At 63.7% G+C, this 16,838-nt stretch carries 17 protein-coding genes; 13 read left to right on the top strand and 4 right to left on the bottom strand.

The window, feature by feature from the left end:
- The first annotated feature begins 128 nt into the window (after positions 1-128).
- From HNR60_RS02525 to HNR60_RS02535, 3 genes are all read left to right on the top strand, one after another.
- On the top strand, positions 129-866 hold the full coding sequence (locus tag HNR60_RS02525) for an outer membrane protein (RefSeq protein WP_184253951.1): 738 nt from the start codon (positions 129-131) through the stop codon (positions 864-866).
- Between the two features lie 253 nt (positions 867-1,119).
- Positions 1,120-4,119 carry an excinuclease ABC subunit UvrA gene (gene uvrA / locus HNR60_RS02530; protein WP_184253953.1) on the top strand — a complete coding sequence of 1,000 codons (3,000 nt, stop codon included), beginning with the start codon at positions 1,120-1,122 and terminating at the stop codon, positions 4,117-4,119.
- Positions 4,120-4,179: 60 nt separating this feature from the next.
- On the top strand, positions 4,180-5,445 hold the full coding sequence (locus HNR60_RS02535) for a hypothetical protein (protein ID WP_184253955.1): 1,266 nt from the start codon (positions 4,180-4,182) through the stop codon (positions 5,443-5,445).
- Positions 5,446-5,521: 76 nt separating this feature from the next.
- Here HNR60_RS02535 and HNR60_RS02540 read toward each other — a convergent pair whose 3' ends face one another.
- Both HNR60_RS02540 and HNR60_RS02545 read right to left on the bottom strand, forming a co-directional pair.
- On the bottom strand, positions 5,522-5,827 hold the full coding sequence (locus HNR60_RS02540) for a DUF5615 family PIN-like protein (protein ID WP_184253957.1): 306 nt from the start codon (positions 5,825-5,827) through the stop codon (positions 5,522-5,524).
- Complete coding sequence (locus HNR60_RS02545) at positions 5,824-6,051, bottom strand: DUF433 domain-containing protein (protein WP_184253959.1); 228 nt, start codon at positions 6,049-6,051, stop codon at positions 5,824-5,826. Before HNR60_RS02545 ends, HNR60_RS02540 begins: the two co-directional genes overlap by 4 nt.
- Positions 6,052-6,318: 267 nt before the next feature.
- Between HNR60_RS02545 and HNR60_RS02550 the strand changes: the two genes are divergently transcribed.
- The 6 genes from HNR60_RS02550 to HNR60_RS02575 all read left to right on the top strand — a co-directional run bounded on the left by HNR60_RS02550 (position 6,319) and on the right by HNR60_RS02575 (position 12,024).
- Positions 6,319-7,092, top strand: coding sequence for an outer membrane protein (locus HNR60_RS02550; protein ID WP_184253961.1), 774 nt, complete (start codon positions 6,319-6,321; stop codon positions 7,090-7,092).
- A 148-nt stretch (positions 7,093-7,240) separates the two neighbouring features.
- On the top strand, positions 7,241-8,587 hold the full coding sequence (locus HNR60_RS02555) for a S8 family serine peptidase (RefSeq protein WP_184253963.1): 1,347 nt from the start codon (positions 7,241-7,243) through the stop codon (positions 8,585-8,587).
- Between the two features lie 54 nt (positions 8,588-8,641).
- On the top strand, positions 8,642-8,905 hold the full coding sequence (locus HNR60_RS02560) for a hypothetical protein (RefSeq protein WP_488266377.1): 264 nt from the start codon (positions 8,642-8,644) through the stop codon (positions 8,903-8,905).
- A gap of 108 nt (positions 8,906-9,013) precedes the next feature.
- Positions 9,014-9,364, top strand: coding sequence for a hypothetical protein (locus HNR60_RS02565; RefSeq protein ID WP_184254361.1), 351 nt, complete (start codon positions 9,014-9,016; stop codon positions 9,362-9,364).
- Positions 9,365-9,495: 131 nt separating this feature from the next.
- Positions 9,496-10,272: a potassium channel family protein gene (locus HNR60_RS02570; RefSeq protein ID WP_184253967.1), complete on the top strand. Its 777-nt coding sequence runs from the start codon at positions 9,496-9,498 to the stop codon at positions 10,270-10,272.
- Between the two features lie 279 nt (positions 10,273-10,551).
- The gene (locus tag HNR60_RS02575) at positions 10,552-12,024 is read left to right on the top strand and encodes a DASS family sodium-coupled anion symporter (RefSeq protein ID WP_184253975.1); all 1,473 of its coding nucleotides are present in this window, start codon (positions 10,552-10,554) and stop codon (positions 12,022-12,024) included.
- Positions 12,025-12,055: 31 nt separating this feature from the next.
- Here HNR60_RS02575 and HNR60_RS24295 read toward each other — a convergent pair whose 3' ends face one another.
- Positions 12,056-12,184, bottom strand: coding sequence for a hypothetical protein (locus HNR60_RS24295; protein ID WP_283810611.1), 129 nt, complete (start codon positions 12,182-12,184; stop codon positions 12,056-12,058).
- A 369-nt stretch (positions 12,185-12,553) separates the two neighbouring features.
- Here HNR60_RS24295 and HNR60_RS02580 point away from each other — a divergent pair, with 369 nt between their 5' ends.
- Complete coding sequence (locus HNR60_RS02580) at positions 12,554-12,844, top strand: N-acetyltransferase (RefSeq protein ID WP_184253977.1); 291 nt, start codon at positions 12,554-12,556, stop codon at positions 12,842-12,844.
- A gap of 135 nt (positions 12,845-12,979) precedes the next feature.
- On the opposite strand, the gene HNR60_RS02585 is transcribed toward HNR60_RS02580, so the two are convergent.
- Entirely contained in the window at positions 12,980-13,369 is a 390-nt protein-coding gene (locus HNR60_RS02585; protein WP_184253979.1) for a DUF3597 domain-containing protein, read from the bottom strand.
- 351 nt (positions 13,370-13,720) lie between these two features.
- Here HNR60_RS02585 and HNR60_RS02590 point away from each other — a divergent pair, with 351 nt between their 5' ends.
- The 3 genes from HNR60_RS02590 (at position 13,721) to trmFO (ending at position 16,825) form a co-directional block, all read left to right on the top strand.
- Positions 13,721-14,677 (top strand): DUF2189 domain-containing protein, encoded by a 957-nt coding sequence (locus HNR60_RS02590; protein WP_184253981.1) that lies wholly within the window; start codon positions 13,721-13,723, stop codon positions 14,675-14,677.
- A gap of 445 nt (positions 14,678-15,122) precedes the next feature.
- Positions 15,123-15,275 carry a DUF1127 domain-containing protein gene (locus tag HNR60_RS02595; RefSeq protein ID WP_184253983.1) on the top strand — a complete coding sequence of 51 codons (153 nt, stop codon included), beginning with the start codon at positions 15,123-15,125 and terminating at the stop codon, positions 15,273-15,275.
- 119 nt (positions 15,276-15,394) lie between these two features.
- A complete protein-coding gene (gene trmFO, locus HNR60_RS02600; protein WP_184253986.1) occupies positions 15,395-16,825 on the top strand; it encodes a methylenetetrahydrofolate--tRNA-(uracil(54)-C(5))-methyltransferase (FADH(2)-oxidizing) TrmFO in 1,431 nt (476 codons plus the stop codon).
- The last annotated feature ends 13 nt before the right edge of the window (positions 16,826-16,838 follow it).

The raw sequence follows: 16,838 nt of genomic DNA on the forward strand, positions 1-16,838 counted from the left end.
ATCCGAGTGTGGCTTTTCGGTTACTGCTTTTTACGCGAAGTCGCGTATAACTACTCGCGCAATAAGGGCGCTCGCGCTTCCCATGAATCGGCCAGCCGGATCACGAAGCGGCAATAGGAGAGATGCAGATGAAGAAGTTTCTGTTAGGTACGGTTGCTCTCGTGGCACTGGGCGTGGCCGCCCCGGCGGTGGCTGCTGATCTTCCCGCTCGCACCTACACCAAGGCGCCGGCCTACGTCGCCGCGGTCTATGATTGGAGCGGCTTCTACATCGGCGCCAACGCCGGCGGCGGCTGGTTCAAGGACAACTGGAATTCGTTGGGCGGTTTCGACCTCGGATCGCATACCGGCGACGGGGCCGTGGCGGGTGGTCAGATCGGCTATCGCTGGCAGACCGGCACCTGGGTGTTCGGCCTCGAAGCTCAGGGCGACTGGGCTGATCTGAAGGGCGACCACGACGATACGTTCTTCTCGACGCGGTCGGACAACTCCAAGCTGAAAGCCTTCGGTCTCTTCACCGGCCAGATCGGCTATGCCTGGAACAACGCCTTGCTGTATGCCAAGGGCGGTGCTGCGGTCACCAGCACGAATTATAACGTGTCATTCCCGATCGCCGGCGTCACCGCGAGCACCAACGACGTGACCAAGTGGGGCGCCACCGTTGGCGCCGGTCTCGAATACGGCTTCGCTCCGAACTGGTCGATCGCAGTCGAGTACGACCACATCTTCATCGATCGCAAGGACGTCGATTTCGCCTTCACCGCCACCGGAATTTATTCCGGCACCTTGCGCACCGGCGGCGACACCGATCTGGTCACCGCTCGTCTGAACTATCGCTGGGGCGGCCCGCTGATCCCGCGGTTCTGAGTTTCGCCCTAAGCGATTGAAAGTCTTCGACGAAAGGCCGGCTAGCGCCGGCCTTTCGGTTTTTCCGCCGGCCGCGCGGCAAAAATGTCCGGCTCCGGCAACCCGCCGGGCAACAAACCGTTGATGGCGGCCCGGCAGCACTGGAAATCCCGCCCCGTTCTTCCTATGTTCCAAGGCACTCAACTGGCGTCAGATCCGGTCACTCCGGGACTGCGCGCCCATTAACGTGGCGCGGCGGCGTCGGGACAACCTCATGGATGAAGTGATCAAGGCCAAACGCCAGCCGGCGAGCTCTCAGCAGCGCGCCATTACCATTCGCGGCGCCCGCGAGCACAATCTCAAGAACGTCGATCTGGAGATCCCGCGCGACCAGCTGGTGGTGTTCACCGGGCTGTCCGGCTCCGGCAAATCCTCGCTCGCCTTCGACACCATCTATGCCGAGGGCCAGCGCCGCTACGTCGAGTCGCTGTCGGCGTATGCCCGGCAATTTCTCGAGATGATGCAGAAGCCGGACGTCGACCAGATCGACGGGCTGTCGCCGGCGATCTCGATCGAGCAGAAGACCACCTCGAAGAACCCGCGCTCCACGGTCGGCACCGTCACCGAGATCTACGACTACATGCGGCTGTTGTGGGCGCGCGTCGGCATCCCCTACTCGCCCGCGACGGGGCTTCCGATCGAAAGCCAGATCGTCTCGCAGATGGTCGACCGCGTACTGGCGCTGCCGGAAGGCACAAGGCTGTATCTGCTGGCGCCGGTGGTGCGCGGCCGCAAGGGCGAATACCGCAAGGAGCTCGCCGACTATCTCAAGAAGGGCTTTCAGCGCGTCAAGATCGACGGCGCGTTCCATGAGCTCGCCGAAGCCCCGGTGCTCGACAAGAAATTCCCGCACGACATCGACGTCGTGGTCGACCGCATCGTGGTGCGTCCGGACATCGGCCAGCGTCTGGCCGAGAGTTTCGAGACCGCGCTGAAGCTCGCCGACGGCCTCGCCGTGATCGAATACGCCGACGCCCCCGCCGCGCCGCCGGCGGCCTCCGCAGAGCCCGAGAAGAAAAAGGCCGACAAGAAAGTCGCCAAAATTCACGACAAGACCGGCGCCGAGCGCATCCTGTTCTCGGAGAAATTCGCCTGCCCGGTGTCCGGCTTCACCATTCCGGAGATCGAGCCGCGGCTGTTCTCGTTCAACAACCCCTATGGCGCCTGCCCGGCCTGCGGCGGGCTCGGCATCGAGCAGCACATCGACGCCGACCTGGTGATCCCCGACAAGGAGCTGAGCTTACGCAAGGGCGCGATCGCGCCGTGGGCGAAGTCGTCATCGCCCTACTACATCCAGACCCTCACCGCGCTGGGCAAATTCTACAAGTTCACGCTTGATACCAAGTGGAAGGATCTGCCGAAAAAGACCCAGAACGCCCTGCTGCATGGCTCCGGCGACGACGAGATCAAGTTCTCCTACGAAGACGGCGTGCGCAGCTACGACACCAAGAAGCCGTTCGAGGGCGTGGTCACCAATATCCAACGCCGTTTCCGCGAGACCGAGAGCGAATGGGCGCGTGAAGAACTCGGCAAGTATTTCTCCGACGTGCCGTGTGCCGCCTGCCACGGCTTCCGGCTGAAGCCTGAGGCTTTGTGCGTCAAGATCGGCGGCAAGCATATCGGGGAAGTCTCTGAACTGTCGGTGCGCCGCGCCGGCGAATGGTTCGAGACCGTGCCGAAGCTGCTCAACAAGCAGCAGAACGAAATCGCGGTGCGCATCCTGAAAGAGATCCGCGAGCGGCTCTCCTTCCTGCTCGACGTCGGCCTCAACTACCTGACGCTGGCGCGCGCCTCCGGCACATTGAGCGGCGGCGAAAGCCAGCGGATCCGCCTCGCCTCGCAGATCGGCTCCGGCCTCACCGGCGTGCTCTATGTGCTGGACGAGCCGTCGATCGGGCTGCACCAGCGCGACAACGCCCGGCTGCTCGACACGCTGCGGCGGCTGCGCGACCTCGGCAACACCGTGATCGTGGTCGAGCACGACGAGGACGCGGTGCTCGCCGCCGACTACGTGGTCGATGTCGGCCCCGGCGCCGGCACCCATGGCGGCCATATCGTGGCGCAAGGCACGCCCGCCGAGGTGATGAAAAATCCGAAATCGCTGACCGGCAAATATCTCACCGGCGAATTATTCGTGCCGGTGCCGGAGCGGCGGCCGCCGAACCATCGCCGCACCCTGAAGGTGATCAACGCCCGCGGCAACAATCTGAAGAACGTGTCGGCGGAAATTCCGCTCGGGCTGTTCACCTGCGTCACCGGCGTGTCCGGCGGCGGCAAGTCGACGCTGTTGATCGACACGCTCTACAAGGCGATCGCGCGAAAACTCAACAACGCCTCTGAGGGCGCCGCCCCGCACGACCGCATCGAGGGGCTGGAGCACATCGACAAGATCATCGACATCGACCAGTCGCCGATCGGCCGCACCCCGCGCTCCAACCCCGCGACCTACACCGGCGCCTTCACGCCGATCCGCGAATGGTTCGCCGGGCTGCCGGAATCCAAGGCGCGCGGCTACGAGCCGGGCCGCTTCTCGTTCAACGTCAAGGGCGGCCGCTGCGAGGCCTGCCAGGGCGACGGCGTGATCAAGATCGAGATGCACTTCCTGCCCGACGTCTACGTCACCTGCGACGTCTGCAAGGGCAAGCGCTACAACCGCGAGACCCTCGAGGTCTTGTTCAAGGGCAAGTCGATCGCCGACGTGCTCGACATGACGGTGGAAGAAGCCGCCGAGTTCTTCAAGGCGGTGCCGCGGGTGCGCGAGACCTTCAAGACGCTGAAGCGCGTCGGGCTGGACTACATCCATGTCGGCCAGCAGGCCACCACGCTGTCCGGCGGCGAAGCGCAGCGCGTCAAGCTGGCGAAGGAGCTGAGCAAGCGCGCCACCGGCCGCACGCTGTACATCCTCGACGAGCCGACCACCGGCCTGCATTTTCACGACGTCGCGAAACTCTTGGAGGTGCTGCACGAGCTGGTGTCGCAGGGCAACAGCGTGGTGGTGATCGAGCACAATCTCGAAGTGATCAAGACCGCCGACTGGGTGATCGACTTAGGCCCCGAAGGCGGCGACGGCGGCGGCGAAATCGTCGCCTGGGGCCCGCCGGAGGATATTGTCAAGGCGCCGCGGAGCTACACCGGGACGTTCTTGAAGCCGGTGCTGGACAAGGCGGCGGGCGCGGCGAAGAAGAAGCGGAAGGCGGGGGAAGCGGCGGAGTGATCCTTGATTCGCTAACAATTCGCTACAATCTGTGGTGCGCTTTCGATCTAGGAGTAGCTAATGCCCTTGATTGCGTTGTGGCAATCGAATCCGACTGCCATTGGTGAATCAACGATTGAGCAAATCGTTGCGATGGCCGGCGATGGAAATTTACGAGATGCCACCGCTTGTTCGCAAGAATTCAGGCAATACCTTTCCGAGATTCCTTCCGGAAAGTTGGGCGAATATATTGATCATTGTCTTTCGTCCAGCTTCACCAAGAGTGGAATGGTGCTTCAGGATCTCGTAAACGAACTCGGCCGAAGGCTTGACTACAAAGTCACGAATGGCCGCTATCAGGGCACCATTGGGGGGATAGGATATGACGGAATTTGGACGTCGCCTGAAAGTCACACGATCATCAGTGAGGTCAAGACTACAGATGCGTATCGCATCTCGCTTGACACTATTGTTTCATACCGAGAGAAACTCCTGTTAAAAAGTGAAGTATCCGGAAAGCCATCTATATTAATCGTTGTTGGGCGTGAGGATACGGGTGAGCTTGAAGCTCAAATTCGCGGATCTCGGCACGCTTGGGACATTCGCCTAATCAGCGCCGAAGCATTATTAAAGCTGGTCCAGCTTAAGGAAAATTCGGACAATCCAGATACCGGGCGGCAAATCCGAAGTTTGCTTATGCCCATGGAATACACCCGGCTCGACAACATGGTCGATGTTATGTTTGCCACAGCCACTGACGTCGAAGCGATTATCGCCGAAGCTAATACTAACGCAGATAGTGAAGAAATTCCTCTAACATCTGAAGTCGTAAAAACCGGCTGGGAGTTTACTGATTTTGCAGTCATTGACGGCAAACGAGCCGAGATCGTTGATGCTATCGGCAGAAAACTCGACACAAAGTTTATCAAGAATACGAGGGCACTCTTCTGGAATGCAAATCATGAAAAGCGCCTCGCATGTTCGATCTCCAAGAGATATACGAAAGGAACTTCATCCCGCTACTGGTACGCTTATCATCCGGCCTGGGACGAGTTCTTACGGGGTGGGATTGAATCGTATTTCGTCCTTGGATGCGTGGACTTAAACCTGGCATTTTCGATTCCTCATGAGGTGATCGAAGGCAATTTGCTAGCTCTGAATACGACTAAGACAAGCCGGAAGACCTATTGGCACATTCATTTAATCGAAACCGACGGTGGTCACTCGATTCTTTTGCCACTTTTGGGGGCCGGCAAGACGCTTCCAGTCGACCAATTTACGATCCAGCTGGCTATTAGCCCCCGTAGGATGGAGTTGGGTTTGCAGAACCCATCTCACAGTCACTGAGTTGAAAATGCGCTGCCGGCTGGGTCGCGAAATCCTGAATCACTCGACGGTCAGTTCACGCTTTTCCCTTCAGGCTTCAAGTCCGGGTCAGCAAAACGTAGCGCATAGGATTGAGCACTTGCGAAACCCATCTTCCGTTCGTCCGTGGGGACCTGATCCAGACCACGGTGGGGCCGTTGTTCGAGGCCGCGCGTATCATCAGAAAATCTCGGTCTTTGGTCACCAGCGCCGCAGATTGGTCAATCGCGGCTTGCCAAATCTGGCGATCCGTCGCGGCCAGCAAGCCGATGTCAGCGACATGAAACGCCTCGCAACCGGCATGCCGAAACGGCTCCGCCAGCGCCGGCGGAAGCTGTGCATCGATCAGAAAGCGAGGGCTCATTCCGCCGCGATGACCGGGTGATCCGCCTGCTTTGCTGCGAAGGCCAGAGCCGCGTCAATGTCGGCGTTTTCCAGATACGGATAGTCGCGCAGGATGTCGTCGCGCGACGCGCCCGCTGCGAGCTGGCCGAGAATGTCGGCGACGCTGATGCGCAGGCCGCGAATGCAGGGGCGACCGTGCAGGACGTCCGGATCGATGGTGATGCGCGCGAGCAGGTCCGACATCGAAAACCTCTGCAGGCAGCTTAGCATTTTGCAGGCTGTTTGACAGCGAGCAAAGCTGGATCAGCCAGCGACGTCGGCAAATGCGGGGTCATTACTGTCTCCGGAATATCGCTGTGCTCTTCACGGGCTGCGGGCAGAAGTTGATCGCCTGCCCATCCCCCTTCCTTCGATACTCCCGCACTGTACCAAATAAGAGACAAGCTGAGCCGACCCGCGACCTTAGGCTGTTTGCAGAGAGTGATTCTCCTACAGCCCATAGGAAACGCCATGACCCGGTTCTCGCGCGGCGGACTTGCCGCCCTTGTCACGCTTGCCGCCCTTGCGATGGCGAGTTCGGCCTCCGCCGCCGACGTCGCCGCCTATCGCTCCGCGCTGCCGATCGCCGCGCCGGGGGGCGCCTGGAGCGGGCTCTATCTCGGCGGCAATGGCGGCTGGGGCTCGAGCCGCAAGTGCTGGGATTTCGTCAATGCGGCGGGCAGCTTCCTCAGCTCGGAAGGCTGCCACGACGCCACCGGCGGCACCGCGGGCGGCCAGCTCGGCTATCGCTGGCAGGCCGCCAATCTGGTGTTCGGCGTCGAGGCGCAGGGCAACTGGGCGGATTTCAACGGCAGCAACATCAGCATCGCCTTCCCGACCGTCGTCAACGCCACCAAGGTGGATTCCTTCGGGCTGTTCACCGGCCAGATCGGCAATGCCTGGGGCAACACCCTGCTCTATCTCAAGGCCGGCGGCGCGGTGACCTCGGATCGCTACACCGGCTATCTCACCTCCAACGGCGTGCAGATCAGCGACGCGGTGAAAGACACCCGTTGGGGCGCGGTGGTCGGCGTCGGCGTGGAGTACGGCTTCGGCGGCGCCTGGTCGGTCGGCGTCGAATACGACCACATGTTCATGCAGGACAAGCTGATCAGGTTCACCAATATCGGCACCGTGGCGCCCGCCGGCACCGCCTATGCCAGCGACCGCATCCATCAGGACGTCGATCTGGTGACGCTGCGGCTGAATTATCGCTGGGGCGGCCGCGCCGTCGCGCGCGACTGAGGGTACGCCCATGAGAAGATCGCAGCCGAGCCAATAACACGCAAAGGTTGTATTTCCACTCTCCTCGTGCTATCCCCAGGGTCGCCGGCCAAGGCGACGCCGTGCCGATGAGCGCTCGCCGCCGGTCCAATCAGGCTGGGAGGCCACCATGGCGAGCACCGAGAACGGAAACCGTCGTTTTCCTGAACCCACTCCGCCGCAGCCGACCGGGCGGACCTTGGTGCTTTTGCACCGTGGCGCCGAAATCCTCCAGGCGCAGAACCGGATCGAGAACACGCTCGGCCTGCGGGCGTTCGACGCGCGTGAATTCGCCGGCTCGACCACCGCGATGGCAGAGGCGCTGAGCGGCGGCGCCGCGGTGATCCTGCCGCGCTTCAGCGTCGCGGTGCTGCCCGAAGCCGCCGGCGCCGGCGCCCGGGCGCAGCTCAGCGCGCTCGCCGCCTCCGACGAGGTGCGGCAGGTGCGCCCGGAATTCTTCATGTTCGCCACCAGCGAGCGCGCGCAGCGCTATCACCAATGGGTGCGCGACGGGCTGGTGCTACTCGCCGAAGAAGCTACCTCGGTGGTGGTGACGTCGGCGGAGGCCCCGGCGACGCTCAGCCTGGTCTCCACCTCGCCGGCGCCGTTCGCAGATAACGATCAATTCACCTGGGGTCTGCAAGCGATCGGCGCCGACAAATCGGCCTACACCGGCCGCGGCATCCGCATCGCGGTGCTCGACACCGGGCTCGATCTCGAGCATCCGGATTTCAAAGGCCGGGCGATCGTCTCGCAGAGCTTCGTCGGCGGCGACGCGATGGATGTGCACGGCCACGGCACCCACACCGCCGGCACCATCGCCGGGCCGAAACAGTCGAGCATCGGCCGCCGCTACGGCGTCGCCCCTGATGTCGAGCTCTATGTCGGCAAGGTGCTCAGCGACAACGGCTCCGGCCGCGAAGGCGACATTCTGAACGGCATGAACTGGGCGATCGAGTCGAAATGCGCGGCGATATCGATGTCGCTCGGCCGCGGCGTGCGGCCCGGCGAGAAGCCCGATGTGCTCTATGAAGAAGTCGGCGCGGCGGCGCTTGCGGAAGGCTGCCTGATCATCGCCGCCGCCGGCAATGATAGCGCGCGCGACTTCGGCCTGATCGCGCCGGTCAACGCCCCGGGCAATTCGACCACCGTGATGGCGGTCGCGGCCCTCGATCCGAAAATGCGGGTGGCGCCGTTCTCCTGCGGCAGCATTAACCCGGACGGCGGCCATGTCGACATCGCGGCGCCCGGCGTCGCGGTGTATTCCACTGCGCCACGACCGCAGCTGTCGCGGATCCTGCAGGGCACCAGCATGGCCTGCCCGCACGTCGCCGGCTTGGCGGCGCTGTTCGCGCAGTCGGATTCGTCGCTGCGCGGCCAGAAGCTGTGGGACGCGCTGGTGCAGAAGGCCCGCAGCCTCGGCAATGAAAGCGACCTCGGCGCCGGGCTCGCGCAGGCGCCGGACGCGGGGGCTTAACATCGCCGCCGCCGCGACGCGGTTTGGTCGGCTTGGTGAGAACGCGATAAGCTGCTGCAACGCCGGAGGCTTGGCATGGCAGAGATCGGAATCCTGGTGATGGTCGACAAGGATCGGCAGAGCGATCTCGACCAGGTGGCGAAAGCGCTGGAAGCCCGCGGCCTGCGCGTCGAGCAGAAACTCCCGCGCTTCCGCACCATCACCGGGACCGCCGACAGTTCCTTGATCGAGCAGCTGAAGACGGTCCAGGGAGTCGCAAGCGTGCGACCGCAACAAGGCGTGCAGCTCCCGCCGATGGGCGACGACATTCCGCAATAGGGTGGCGCCGTCCTGCAAAGGCGGTGCGGCGATGCCCCGCGCCGCACCGCCACGCTGCGCACCGCGATTTGAATCGCCTTGCCGCCGAAGCCGGCCTATTCTGCGCCGATGTCGCGCCTCGCCGTTGTCTCGCTCGCACTCGCCTTGCTGCTGCCGATCGCCGCGGCCGCGGCGCCGTTCAAGCAGCCGCAGCGCTGGCACGGCTACGGCTTCCTGCCGGGCTATCGCCAGCCGCCGAACAACAGCGTGCCGCCGTTCGCCGACAGGACGCCGGCGTCGCGGATGGCGCTGCGTAAGAAACGGCCTTGGTACATCGATCCGGTGCCGCGCTATTACGGTTATGACGGCGAGCTGCATTATGTCGGCCGGCCCGGCTTCTATCGCGGCCGCTACAATGGCGGCAGCTTCGGGCCGTGTTGGACCCGAACGCCGATCGGCCCGATCTGGAACTGCGGCTGACCGCGCTTGAGCGCTTGACCTGATCTTATTCCGCTGCGCCCCGATAGCGAGGAGCGTTCGCGATCGACGCAAGCCTACGCCGCGCGGTTTTGCCGGTTGCGGCGTCGCCGCGAAGCAGGCCTAGTGGCGCGATGACCTATGGCGAGCTCAAGACCAGCGTCCGTGAACTCTACGAAGGCACCACGCCGCGCGGCGTCGCGTTTCGCTATGGGCTGCTGGCGTTCGATATCATCACGGTGGCGTTCATCGTCGGCACCTCGTTCCTGCCCTCGAACGAGATCATCGAATCCCTCGATCTGCTGTTCGGCGCGCTGATCATGATCGATTTCGCCGCACGGCTGACGATCAGCCGGCGTCGGCTGCGGGAATTCACCCGTCTCGCGACCTGGACCGATATTGTGGCGATCGTGTCGTTCCTGGCGCCGCTGGCCGGCGAAGCCGGCGGCTTCCTGCGGATTTTGCGAACACTGCGGCTATTACGCAATTATCAGATGCTGGCGCGGCTGCGCACCGACAGCCGGTTCTTCCGCCGCAACGAGGAGGTGATCATCGCCGTCACCAATCTCGCGGTGTTCATTTTCGTGATGACGGCGGTGGTCTATGAAACCCAGAAGGGCCGCAACCTCGAGATCGGCAACTACGCGGACGCGCTGTATTTCACCGTCACCGCGTTGACCACCACCGGGTTCGGCGACATCACGCTGCAGGGCACCGCCGGGCGCCTGATCAGCGTCGTCATCATGATCTTCGGCGTCACGCTGTTCTTCAATCTCGCGCGTGCTCTGCTCAGCCCGGACAAGGTGCGCTTCCCCTGCCCGGCCTGCGGCCTGCAGCGCCACGACCGCGACGCCGTGCACTGCAAGGCCTGCGGCGATCTGCTGAACATTCCCGACGAGGGATTGATGTAATCGGCCGTTCGCGAGGCGAGCGGCTCGGCGCAGCGATAAGCCGCGTCGATCAGAGCGATAGATCGAGGCTATCGCAACGCCCGCCTGCGGCGAGCGCGCGACGCCGCTGCACGCCAGGACTGTGCTCGGTCATGCGCGCCACGCAAGCCGCAATGCATATCAAAATACCGCGTGCGAACTAACAGCCTCGGGGTTAGACCGCGCGCACCCGATGGCTGTGACTGATCCGGGCTTCTCCCGCCTCGAACGCCGCCTCGCCGCGCACCTCGAGGCATTTCCATGCACAAGCTCATTCTGCCGCGTCCGCTGCCCACCGCCGTCGTCGTCTGCCTGACGCTGATCATCTGGTTCGCCGTTCCGGTGCCCGCCGGCGTCGCGCCGAATGCCTGGCATCTGTTCGCGCTGTTCGTCGGCACCATCGTGGCGATCATCGGCAAGGCGATGCCGCTCGGCGCGCTGTCGATCATCGCCATCGCGCTGGTGGCGATCACCGGCGTCACCAACCCCACCAAGCCCGCGGCGGCGTTGGCCGACGCGCTGTCCGGCTTCGCCAATCCGCTGATCTGGCTGATCGTCAGCGCGGTGATGGTGGCGCTGGCGGTGACCAAGACCGGGCTCGGCCGCCGCATCGGCTTCTACTTCGTCAAGCTGTTCGGCAAGAAGACGCTCGGCGTCGCCTACGGCCTGGTGTTCTCCGAATTGGTGATCGCGCCGGTAACGCCCAGCAACACCGCGCGCGGCGGCGCCATCATCCATCCGATCATGCGCTCGATCGCCGATAGTTACGGTTCAAGCCCCGAACAAGGCACCCAGAAGACCATCGGCCGCTATCTGGCGCTGGTCAACTACAACACCAACCCGATCACCTCGGCGATGTTCATCACCGCCACCGCGCCCAATCCGTTGTGCGTGGCGTTGATCGCGGCGGCGACCGCAGGCTCCATTTCGATCAGCTGGGGGCAATGGGCGCTGGCGGCGCTGCTGCCCTGCCTGGTGATGCTGTTGGTGATGCCGCTGGTGCTCTATCTGCTGTATCCGCCGGAAATCAAGCACACCCCCGGCGCCAAGGAGATGGCGAGCGCGGAACTCGCCAAGCTCGGGCCGATGCGGCTGCCGGAAGCGATCACGCTGTCCGTGCTGATCATGATGCTGGCGGTGTGGGCCGGCGTGCCGGCCTGGCTGCTCGGTCCGGCGTTCAGCCTCGACCCGACCACCACCGCCTTCGTCGGCCTGGCGCTGTTGCTGATCACCGGCGTGTTGGAGTGGGAGGACATTCTGAAGGCGAAGAGCGCCTGGGATACGCTGATCTGGTTCGCCGCGCTGGTGATGATGGCGACCTTCCTCGGCAATCTCGGATTGACCAAGTGGTTCTCGCTGACCATCCAGGGCGGCATCACCCATCTGGGGCTGGACTGGAAGGCCTCCGCGGCGATCCTGGTGGTGGTGTATTTCTACGCGCACTACTTCTTCGCCTCGACCACCGCGCACGTCACCGCGATGTTCGCCGCGTTCTTCGCCGCCGGCATCGCGCTCGGCACCCCGCCGATGCTGCTCGGGCTGTTGCTTTCGTTCTCGTCGTCGCTCAACATGTCGCTGACGCATTACGCGACCGGCACCGCGCCGATCATCTTCGGCTCCGGCTACATCACGCTGAACGAGTGGTGGATCGCCGGCCTGGTGATGAGCGTGGTCAACCTGTTGATCCTGGTCGGGGTCGGCGGGGTGTGGTGGGGCGTGCTGGGTTATCTCTGAGGCCCGGGCCTTGTGGGCGGGCGTCAGGCGACTATCTGACCCCGGTGCCCTTGCAGCGCTGGCAGGTCACCACCTTGTCGCCCTTCTTCAGCGTGCCCTTGCCCTCGCAATTCTTGCACTTCTGCTTCTTCTTGATGTTGGGGCCTTTGTCGTTGGCCATGAGGCACTCCTGATTCGGACGCAGCGGCGGGCGCCGCGCGGTCACCGCTCATAGCACCGTTGCGGGGACTGCGGCGCAATATCGCGATCACCACCGGCTCGATCCGCGCTATAATGGCGTCGGTCGTTCCGCGCCGAGCTCTGCAAGCCGAGCCAGGCAGGCAAGCGCGGACGGCGAAATGAGAATGAAACCACATACCCCATCGTGCGTTAGGCTGCGCGCGATGGCGGATACTGAAAACGGTGGCGACATCCTCCGTGATGGCGCCGTCGCTGCAGAGCTGAGACCGTGACCCGGGGTTAACCCGCACTTGAAATATGCTGCAATCATGCCGATGTGCGTGCTGCGCGAGATATATAGGGGAACGCCGTGAATCAGATCGACACCACCATCACTGTTCGTGACAACAAGCCACGCAATCGCTTTGAATTGGATACACAAGGCTCGCTCGCCTTCGCGAGCTATCGTCGCGCCGCCGACAAGGTGATCATCACCCACACCGAGACCCCGGCGGCGCTGCGCGGCCGCGGCATCGCCTCGCGCTTGGTCAAGGGCGCGCTGGAGCTGATTCGCGCCGAGGGATTGAAGGTGGTCGCCGGCTGCGGCTTCGTCGCCGATTATCTCGATGCGCATCCGGAATTCGCCGACCTCAAGGGCTGAGGGCGATCGACCGTTGATGAGCGCAGACCCATCGATCTGCGACCATCGTCGTTTGACAGATCCCGCACGGAACAACAGAGCAAACAAAAAGGCCCGCGAAAAACGCGGGCCTTTTCGCTGTGATCGATGGTTCGCTTAGTGCTTGATGTCGGCGGGCAGCTTGCCGCCATTGGCGGCGAGCTTGGCCATCACCTGCTTGTGCAGCCAGATGTTCATGGTCGCGGAATCGCTGAGGTCGCCGCTATAGGCGAGTTCTTTCGCCAGCTCCTTGCGCGCGGTCAGGCTGGAATCGATATCCAGCGCCTTCATCAGATCGACGATCGAGGTGCGCCATTCCAGCTTCTCATGTTTGTCGGCGACCGCCTTGTCGAGGATCGGCGCGACCTCGACGCTCTGGCCCGGCGCGCCGGCGCTCGAGCTGCCCGGGGTCGGCGCGGTGGCCGGTCCGCCGGCGGTGGTGCCGCCCGGCGCGGCCTCGGCGTGGGTACCAAAGATCGCGCTGATGATCTTGCCAAAAATGCTCATGGGATGCTCCAGGTCGAAGTGATCGAGGAACCGATCAAAGGCCGCAGCGGCGACACCACCTCACCTGATCCGGCGACGAACGCTCGGACCAGGATCGGCGCAGTGCCTACGGGACGCTCACTAACCGATTGGCACGCGCGTTGTTCCCGGCCGGCGTGGTCGCATTGCGCTGCGACACCGCGACAATCGGAATCACCGAAGCGTGAGCACCGGCAGTGCTTCGCCGGCGTTAGTCTTCGCCCAACAGGTCGCGGCAAGACCAGGTCTTTGCCCTCGCGTCTGGTCTCTTCGTGATCATCCAGCACGACGTCGCCGTTCGGCGGCGATCGCTGCGCAACGGGAGGCACGACCATGGCCACGCCATATGCCGACGAGTTCGCCGACGATCCGCCTTATGCCAACCGCGGCGACACTGCCGCCGCCCCATCACAGCACGCGACACCACAAGCGCAGCGCGCGGCGCCGCCGGCGATCCGCAAGATCGGCCTGTCCGATCTGCGCGCCACGCTGCGGCTCGGCTGGGAGGATTTCAAAGCGGTGCCAAGCCACGCCATCATGCTGTGCGTGATCTATCCGGTGCTCGGCCTGGTGCTGGCCCGCGCCGTGCTCGGCTATTCGGTGCTGCCGCTGCTGTTTCCGATGGCCGCCGGCTTCGCGCTGATCGGCCCGTTCGCAGGCCTCGGACTCTACGAACTCAGCCGCCGCCGCGAGCTCGGCCAGCACGCCTCGGCCTGGCACGCCACCGAGGTGCTGCGCTCGCCGTCGTTCGGCGCCATGCTCGGGCTCGGCGCGCTGCTGCTGGCGATCTTCGTCACCTGGATCGCCACCGCCCAGGCGATCTATCTCGCGACCTTCGGCTACGCGCCGGCCGCCGCCATCCCCGACTTCCTGCGCCTGGTGCTGACCACTCAGGCCGGTTGGCAGCTGATTCTGATCGGCTGCGGCGCTGGCTTCCTGTTCGCGGTGGCGACGCTGTGCCTCAGCGTGGTCGCCTTCCCGATCATGCTGGATCGCCAGGCCGGCTTTGTCGATGCCATCGCCACCTCGCTGCGCGCGGTGGCGCGCAATCCGCTTCCGATGGCGGCCTGGGGCATGATCGTCGCCGCGCTGCTGGTGGTGGGCTCGCTGCCGGCCTTCCTCGGCCTCGCCGTGGTGATTCCGCTGCTCGGCCACGCCACCTGGCATCTCTATCGCAAGGTGGTGGAACCGAATCCGTTTCCGCCGGAAATTCCGCCGGCCAACCCGATCCGGCGGTCGGCCGCGGATTTCCCCGCCGCATTGTTGCAGTGGAAGCGCGAACGTCCGTAGTGGGTGCCCGCGGGGCCTTCGCTGCTGCGAAGGCTCCTCAACAGGCGCCTCGACAACGCCCTCCGTAATCTACCTGAATTGCTCTTCAGCCGGTGTTTTTGCATGCGACTCTGAATAAGGGGCCGCCCGGCTTTAGCCTTAAGTCGAAATTGACCGATGGGTTAGCGTCCACCAAACTACTTCAATCCGACACGCCAAGTATTTCATAATCCGTTAGTTTCTGCGATATTGCTGGAGACAAGTCAGACCGGCCCGCGTCGTCTGCCCGCTTGTTGGGAGTCCTTCGCGGAGACCGAAAGGGTTACTCATTCCTTGCGCAGGCTATGCGCGCGGGGCTTAGCTGCATCGCAGCATTTACACTGTTTGGCCCAGCGGTATTCCACTATATTCATTTCAACGACGAAGCTCCCTTGAAGAGCTGAATCGTAATTCTAGGAGATATCCCATGTTTCTTTCGCTCATCCGCATGATCCGCGAATTCCGGGACTATCAGCGCAATGTGAGCGAATTGTCCCAGCTCAGTGATCGCGAATTGGCCGATATCGGCCTCGATCGCTCGGACATTCCGCGCGTTGCCTCGGGTCACTATCACGGTTGATCCAGTGTTCAGTTTCGAGTTCCGATGACGCCCGCTCTACGCGGGCGTTGTCGTGTCTGGGCCTAGGTTCCGGGCTGGCGGCGATTTCCCTTTGTCGCAAAACGCGCTAGCTGTGGCGCATGATGTCTGATCCTTCCAACACCGTTCACGTCGTCGGCGGCGGCCTCGCCGGCTCCGAAGCCGCCTGGCAGATCGCGCAGGCCGGCGTCCGCGTTGTGCTGCACGAAATGCGCCCGGCCCGGATGACCGAAGCGCATCGCACCGAAGGCCTCGCCGAGCTGGTGTGCTCCAACTCCTTCCGCTCCGATGACGCCGCCAATAACGCGGTCGGGCTGCTGCACGCCGAAATGCGCAAGCTCGGCTCGCTGGTGATGCGCGCGGCCGACGCCAACCAGGTCCCGGCCGGCGGCGCGCTGGCAGTCGACCGCGACGGCTTCTCCGCCGCGGTCACCAAGGCACTGACCGATCATCCTTTGATCGAATTGCAACGCGGCGAACTCGACGGCCTGCCGCCGGCGGACTGGGGCCAAGTGGTGATCGCCACCGGCCCGCTCACCTCGGCGCCGCTGGCGTCGGCGATCCAGGCGCTGACCGGCGAAGATTCGCTGGCGTTCTTCGATGCCATCGCGCCGATCGTGCACCGCGACTCGATCGACATGTCGGTGGCCTGGTTCCAGTCGCGTTACGACAAGGTCGGCCCCGGCGGCAACGGCGCCGACTACATCAACTGCCCGATGACCCGCGAGCAATATGACGGCTTCGTCGCCGCATTGATCGAAGGCTGCAAGGTCGACTTCAAGGATTGGGAGACCAATACGCCCTACTTCGACGGCTGCCTGCCGATTGAAGTGATGGCGGAGCGCGGCGCCGAAACGCTGCGATTCGGGCCGATGAAGCCGGTTGGGCTGACCAATCCCAAAGATCCGACCGTGAAGCCCTACGCCATCGTGCAGCTGCGCCAGGATAACAAGCTCGGCACGCTGTACAATCTGGTCGGCTTCCAGACCAAGCTGAAGCACGGCGAGCAGAGCCGCATTTTTCGCAGCATTCCGGGATTGGAAAGCGCCGAGTTTGCAAGGCTTGGCGGGCTGCATCGCAACACGTTTCTGAACTCGCCGAAATTGCTCGATCAGCAGCTGCGGCTGCGCGCGGAACCGCGGCTGCGGTTCGCCGGACAAATGACCGGCTGCGAGGGTTATGTGGAGTCGGCCTCGATCGGGCTGATCGCCGGGCTCTATGCCGCCGCCGACGCGCGGCAAACCGCACTGGCGCCGCCGCCGGCGACCACCGCGCTCGGCGCGCTGCTCGGCCACATCACCGGCGGACACATCGAAACCATCGACGCCGGGCCACGCTCGTTCCAGCCGATGAACGTCAATTTCGGCCTGTTCCCACCGCTTGCCACGCCGCCGACCCACGGCGCCGACGGCAAGAAGCTGCGCGGCCCCGACAAGACCGTCGCCAAGAAACAGGCGATGAGCGCCCGCGCGCTGGCTGACCTCGATGGCTGGATCGCGGAGAATTTGCCGGCCGCTGCTGCGGCGGCTTGATTTCCGGAAAATG

It is taken from the genome of Rhodopseudomonas rhenobacensis (genome assembly GCF_014203125.1).
Classification (GTDB): Bacteria; Pseudomonadota; Alphaproteobacteria; order Rhizobiales; family Xanthobacteraceae; genus Rhodopseudomonas_A; species Rhodopseudomonas_A rhenobacensis.

Bases quoted from the DNA above. Each gene is read 5' to 3' on its own strand.
- HNR60_RS02525 (WP_184253951.1), top strand. From the start codon at position 129: ATGAAGAAGTTTCTGTTAGGTACGGTTGCTCTCGTGGCACTGGGCGTG.
- HNR60_RS02555 (WP_184253963.1), top strand. From the start codon at position 7,241: ATGGCGAGCACCGAGAACGGAAACCGTCGTTTTCCTGAACCCACTCCG.
- trmFO (WP_184253986.1), top strand. From the start codon at position 15,395: ATGATGTCTGATCCTTCCAACACCGTTCACGTCGTCGGCGGCGGCCTC.
- HNR60_RS02590 (WP_184253981.1), top strand. From the start codon at position 13,721: ATGGCCACGCCATATGCCGACGAGTTCGCCGACGATCCGCCTTATGCC.
- HNR60_RS02545 (WP_184253959.1), bottom strand. From the start codon at position 6,051: ATGTCGGACCTGCTCGCGCGCATCACCATCGATCCGGACGTCCTGCAC.
- HNR60_RS02570 (WP_184253967.1), top strand. From the start codon at position 9,496: ATGACCTATGGCGAGCTCAAGACCAGCGTCCGTGAACTCTACGAAGGC.
- HNR60_RS02535 (WP_184253955.1), top strand. From the start codon at position 4,180: ATGCCCTTGATTGCGTTGTGGCAATCGAATCCGACTGCCATTGGTGAA.
- HNR60_RS02540 (WP_184253957.1), bottom strand. From the start codon at position 5,827: ATGAGCCCTCGCTTTCTGATCGATGCACAGCTTCCGCCGGCGCTGGCG.
- HNR60_RS02550 (WP_184253961.1), top strand. From the start codon at position 6,319: ATGACCCGGTTCTCGCGCGGCGGACTTGCCGCCCTTGTCACGCTTGCC.
- HNR60_RS02565 (WP_184254361.1), top strand. From the start codon at position 9,014: ATGTCGCGCCTCGCCGTTGTCTCGCTCGCACTCGCCTTGCTGCTGCCG.
- uvrA (WP_184253953.1), top strand. From the start codon at position 1,120: ATGGATGAAGTGATCAAGGCCAAACGCCAGCCGGCGAGCTCTCAGCAG.
- HNR60_RS02585 (WP_184253979.1), bottom strand. From the start codon at position 13,369: ATGAGCATTTTTGGCAAGATCATCAGCGCGATCTTTGGTACCCACGCC.
- HNR60_RS02595 (WP_184253983.1), top strand. From the start codon at position 15,123: ATGTTTCTTTCGCTCATCCGCATGATCCGCGAATTCCGGGACTATCAG.
- HNR60_RS24295 (WP_283810611.1), bottom strand. From the start codon at position 12,184: ATGGCCAACGACAAAGGCCCCAACATCAAGAAGAAGCAGAAGTGCAAG.
- HNR60_RS02575 (WP_184253975.1), top strand. From the start codon at position 10,552: ATGCACAAGCTCATTCTGCCGCGTCCGCTGCCCACCGCCGTCGTCGTC.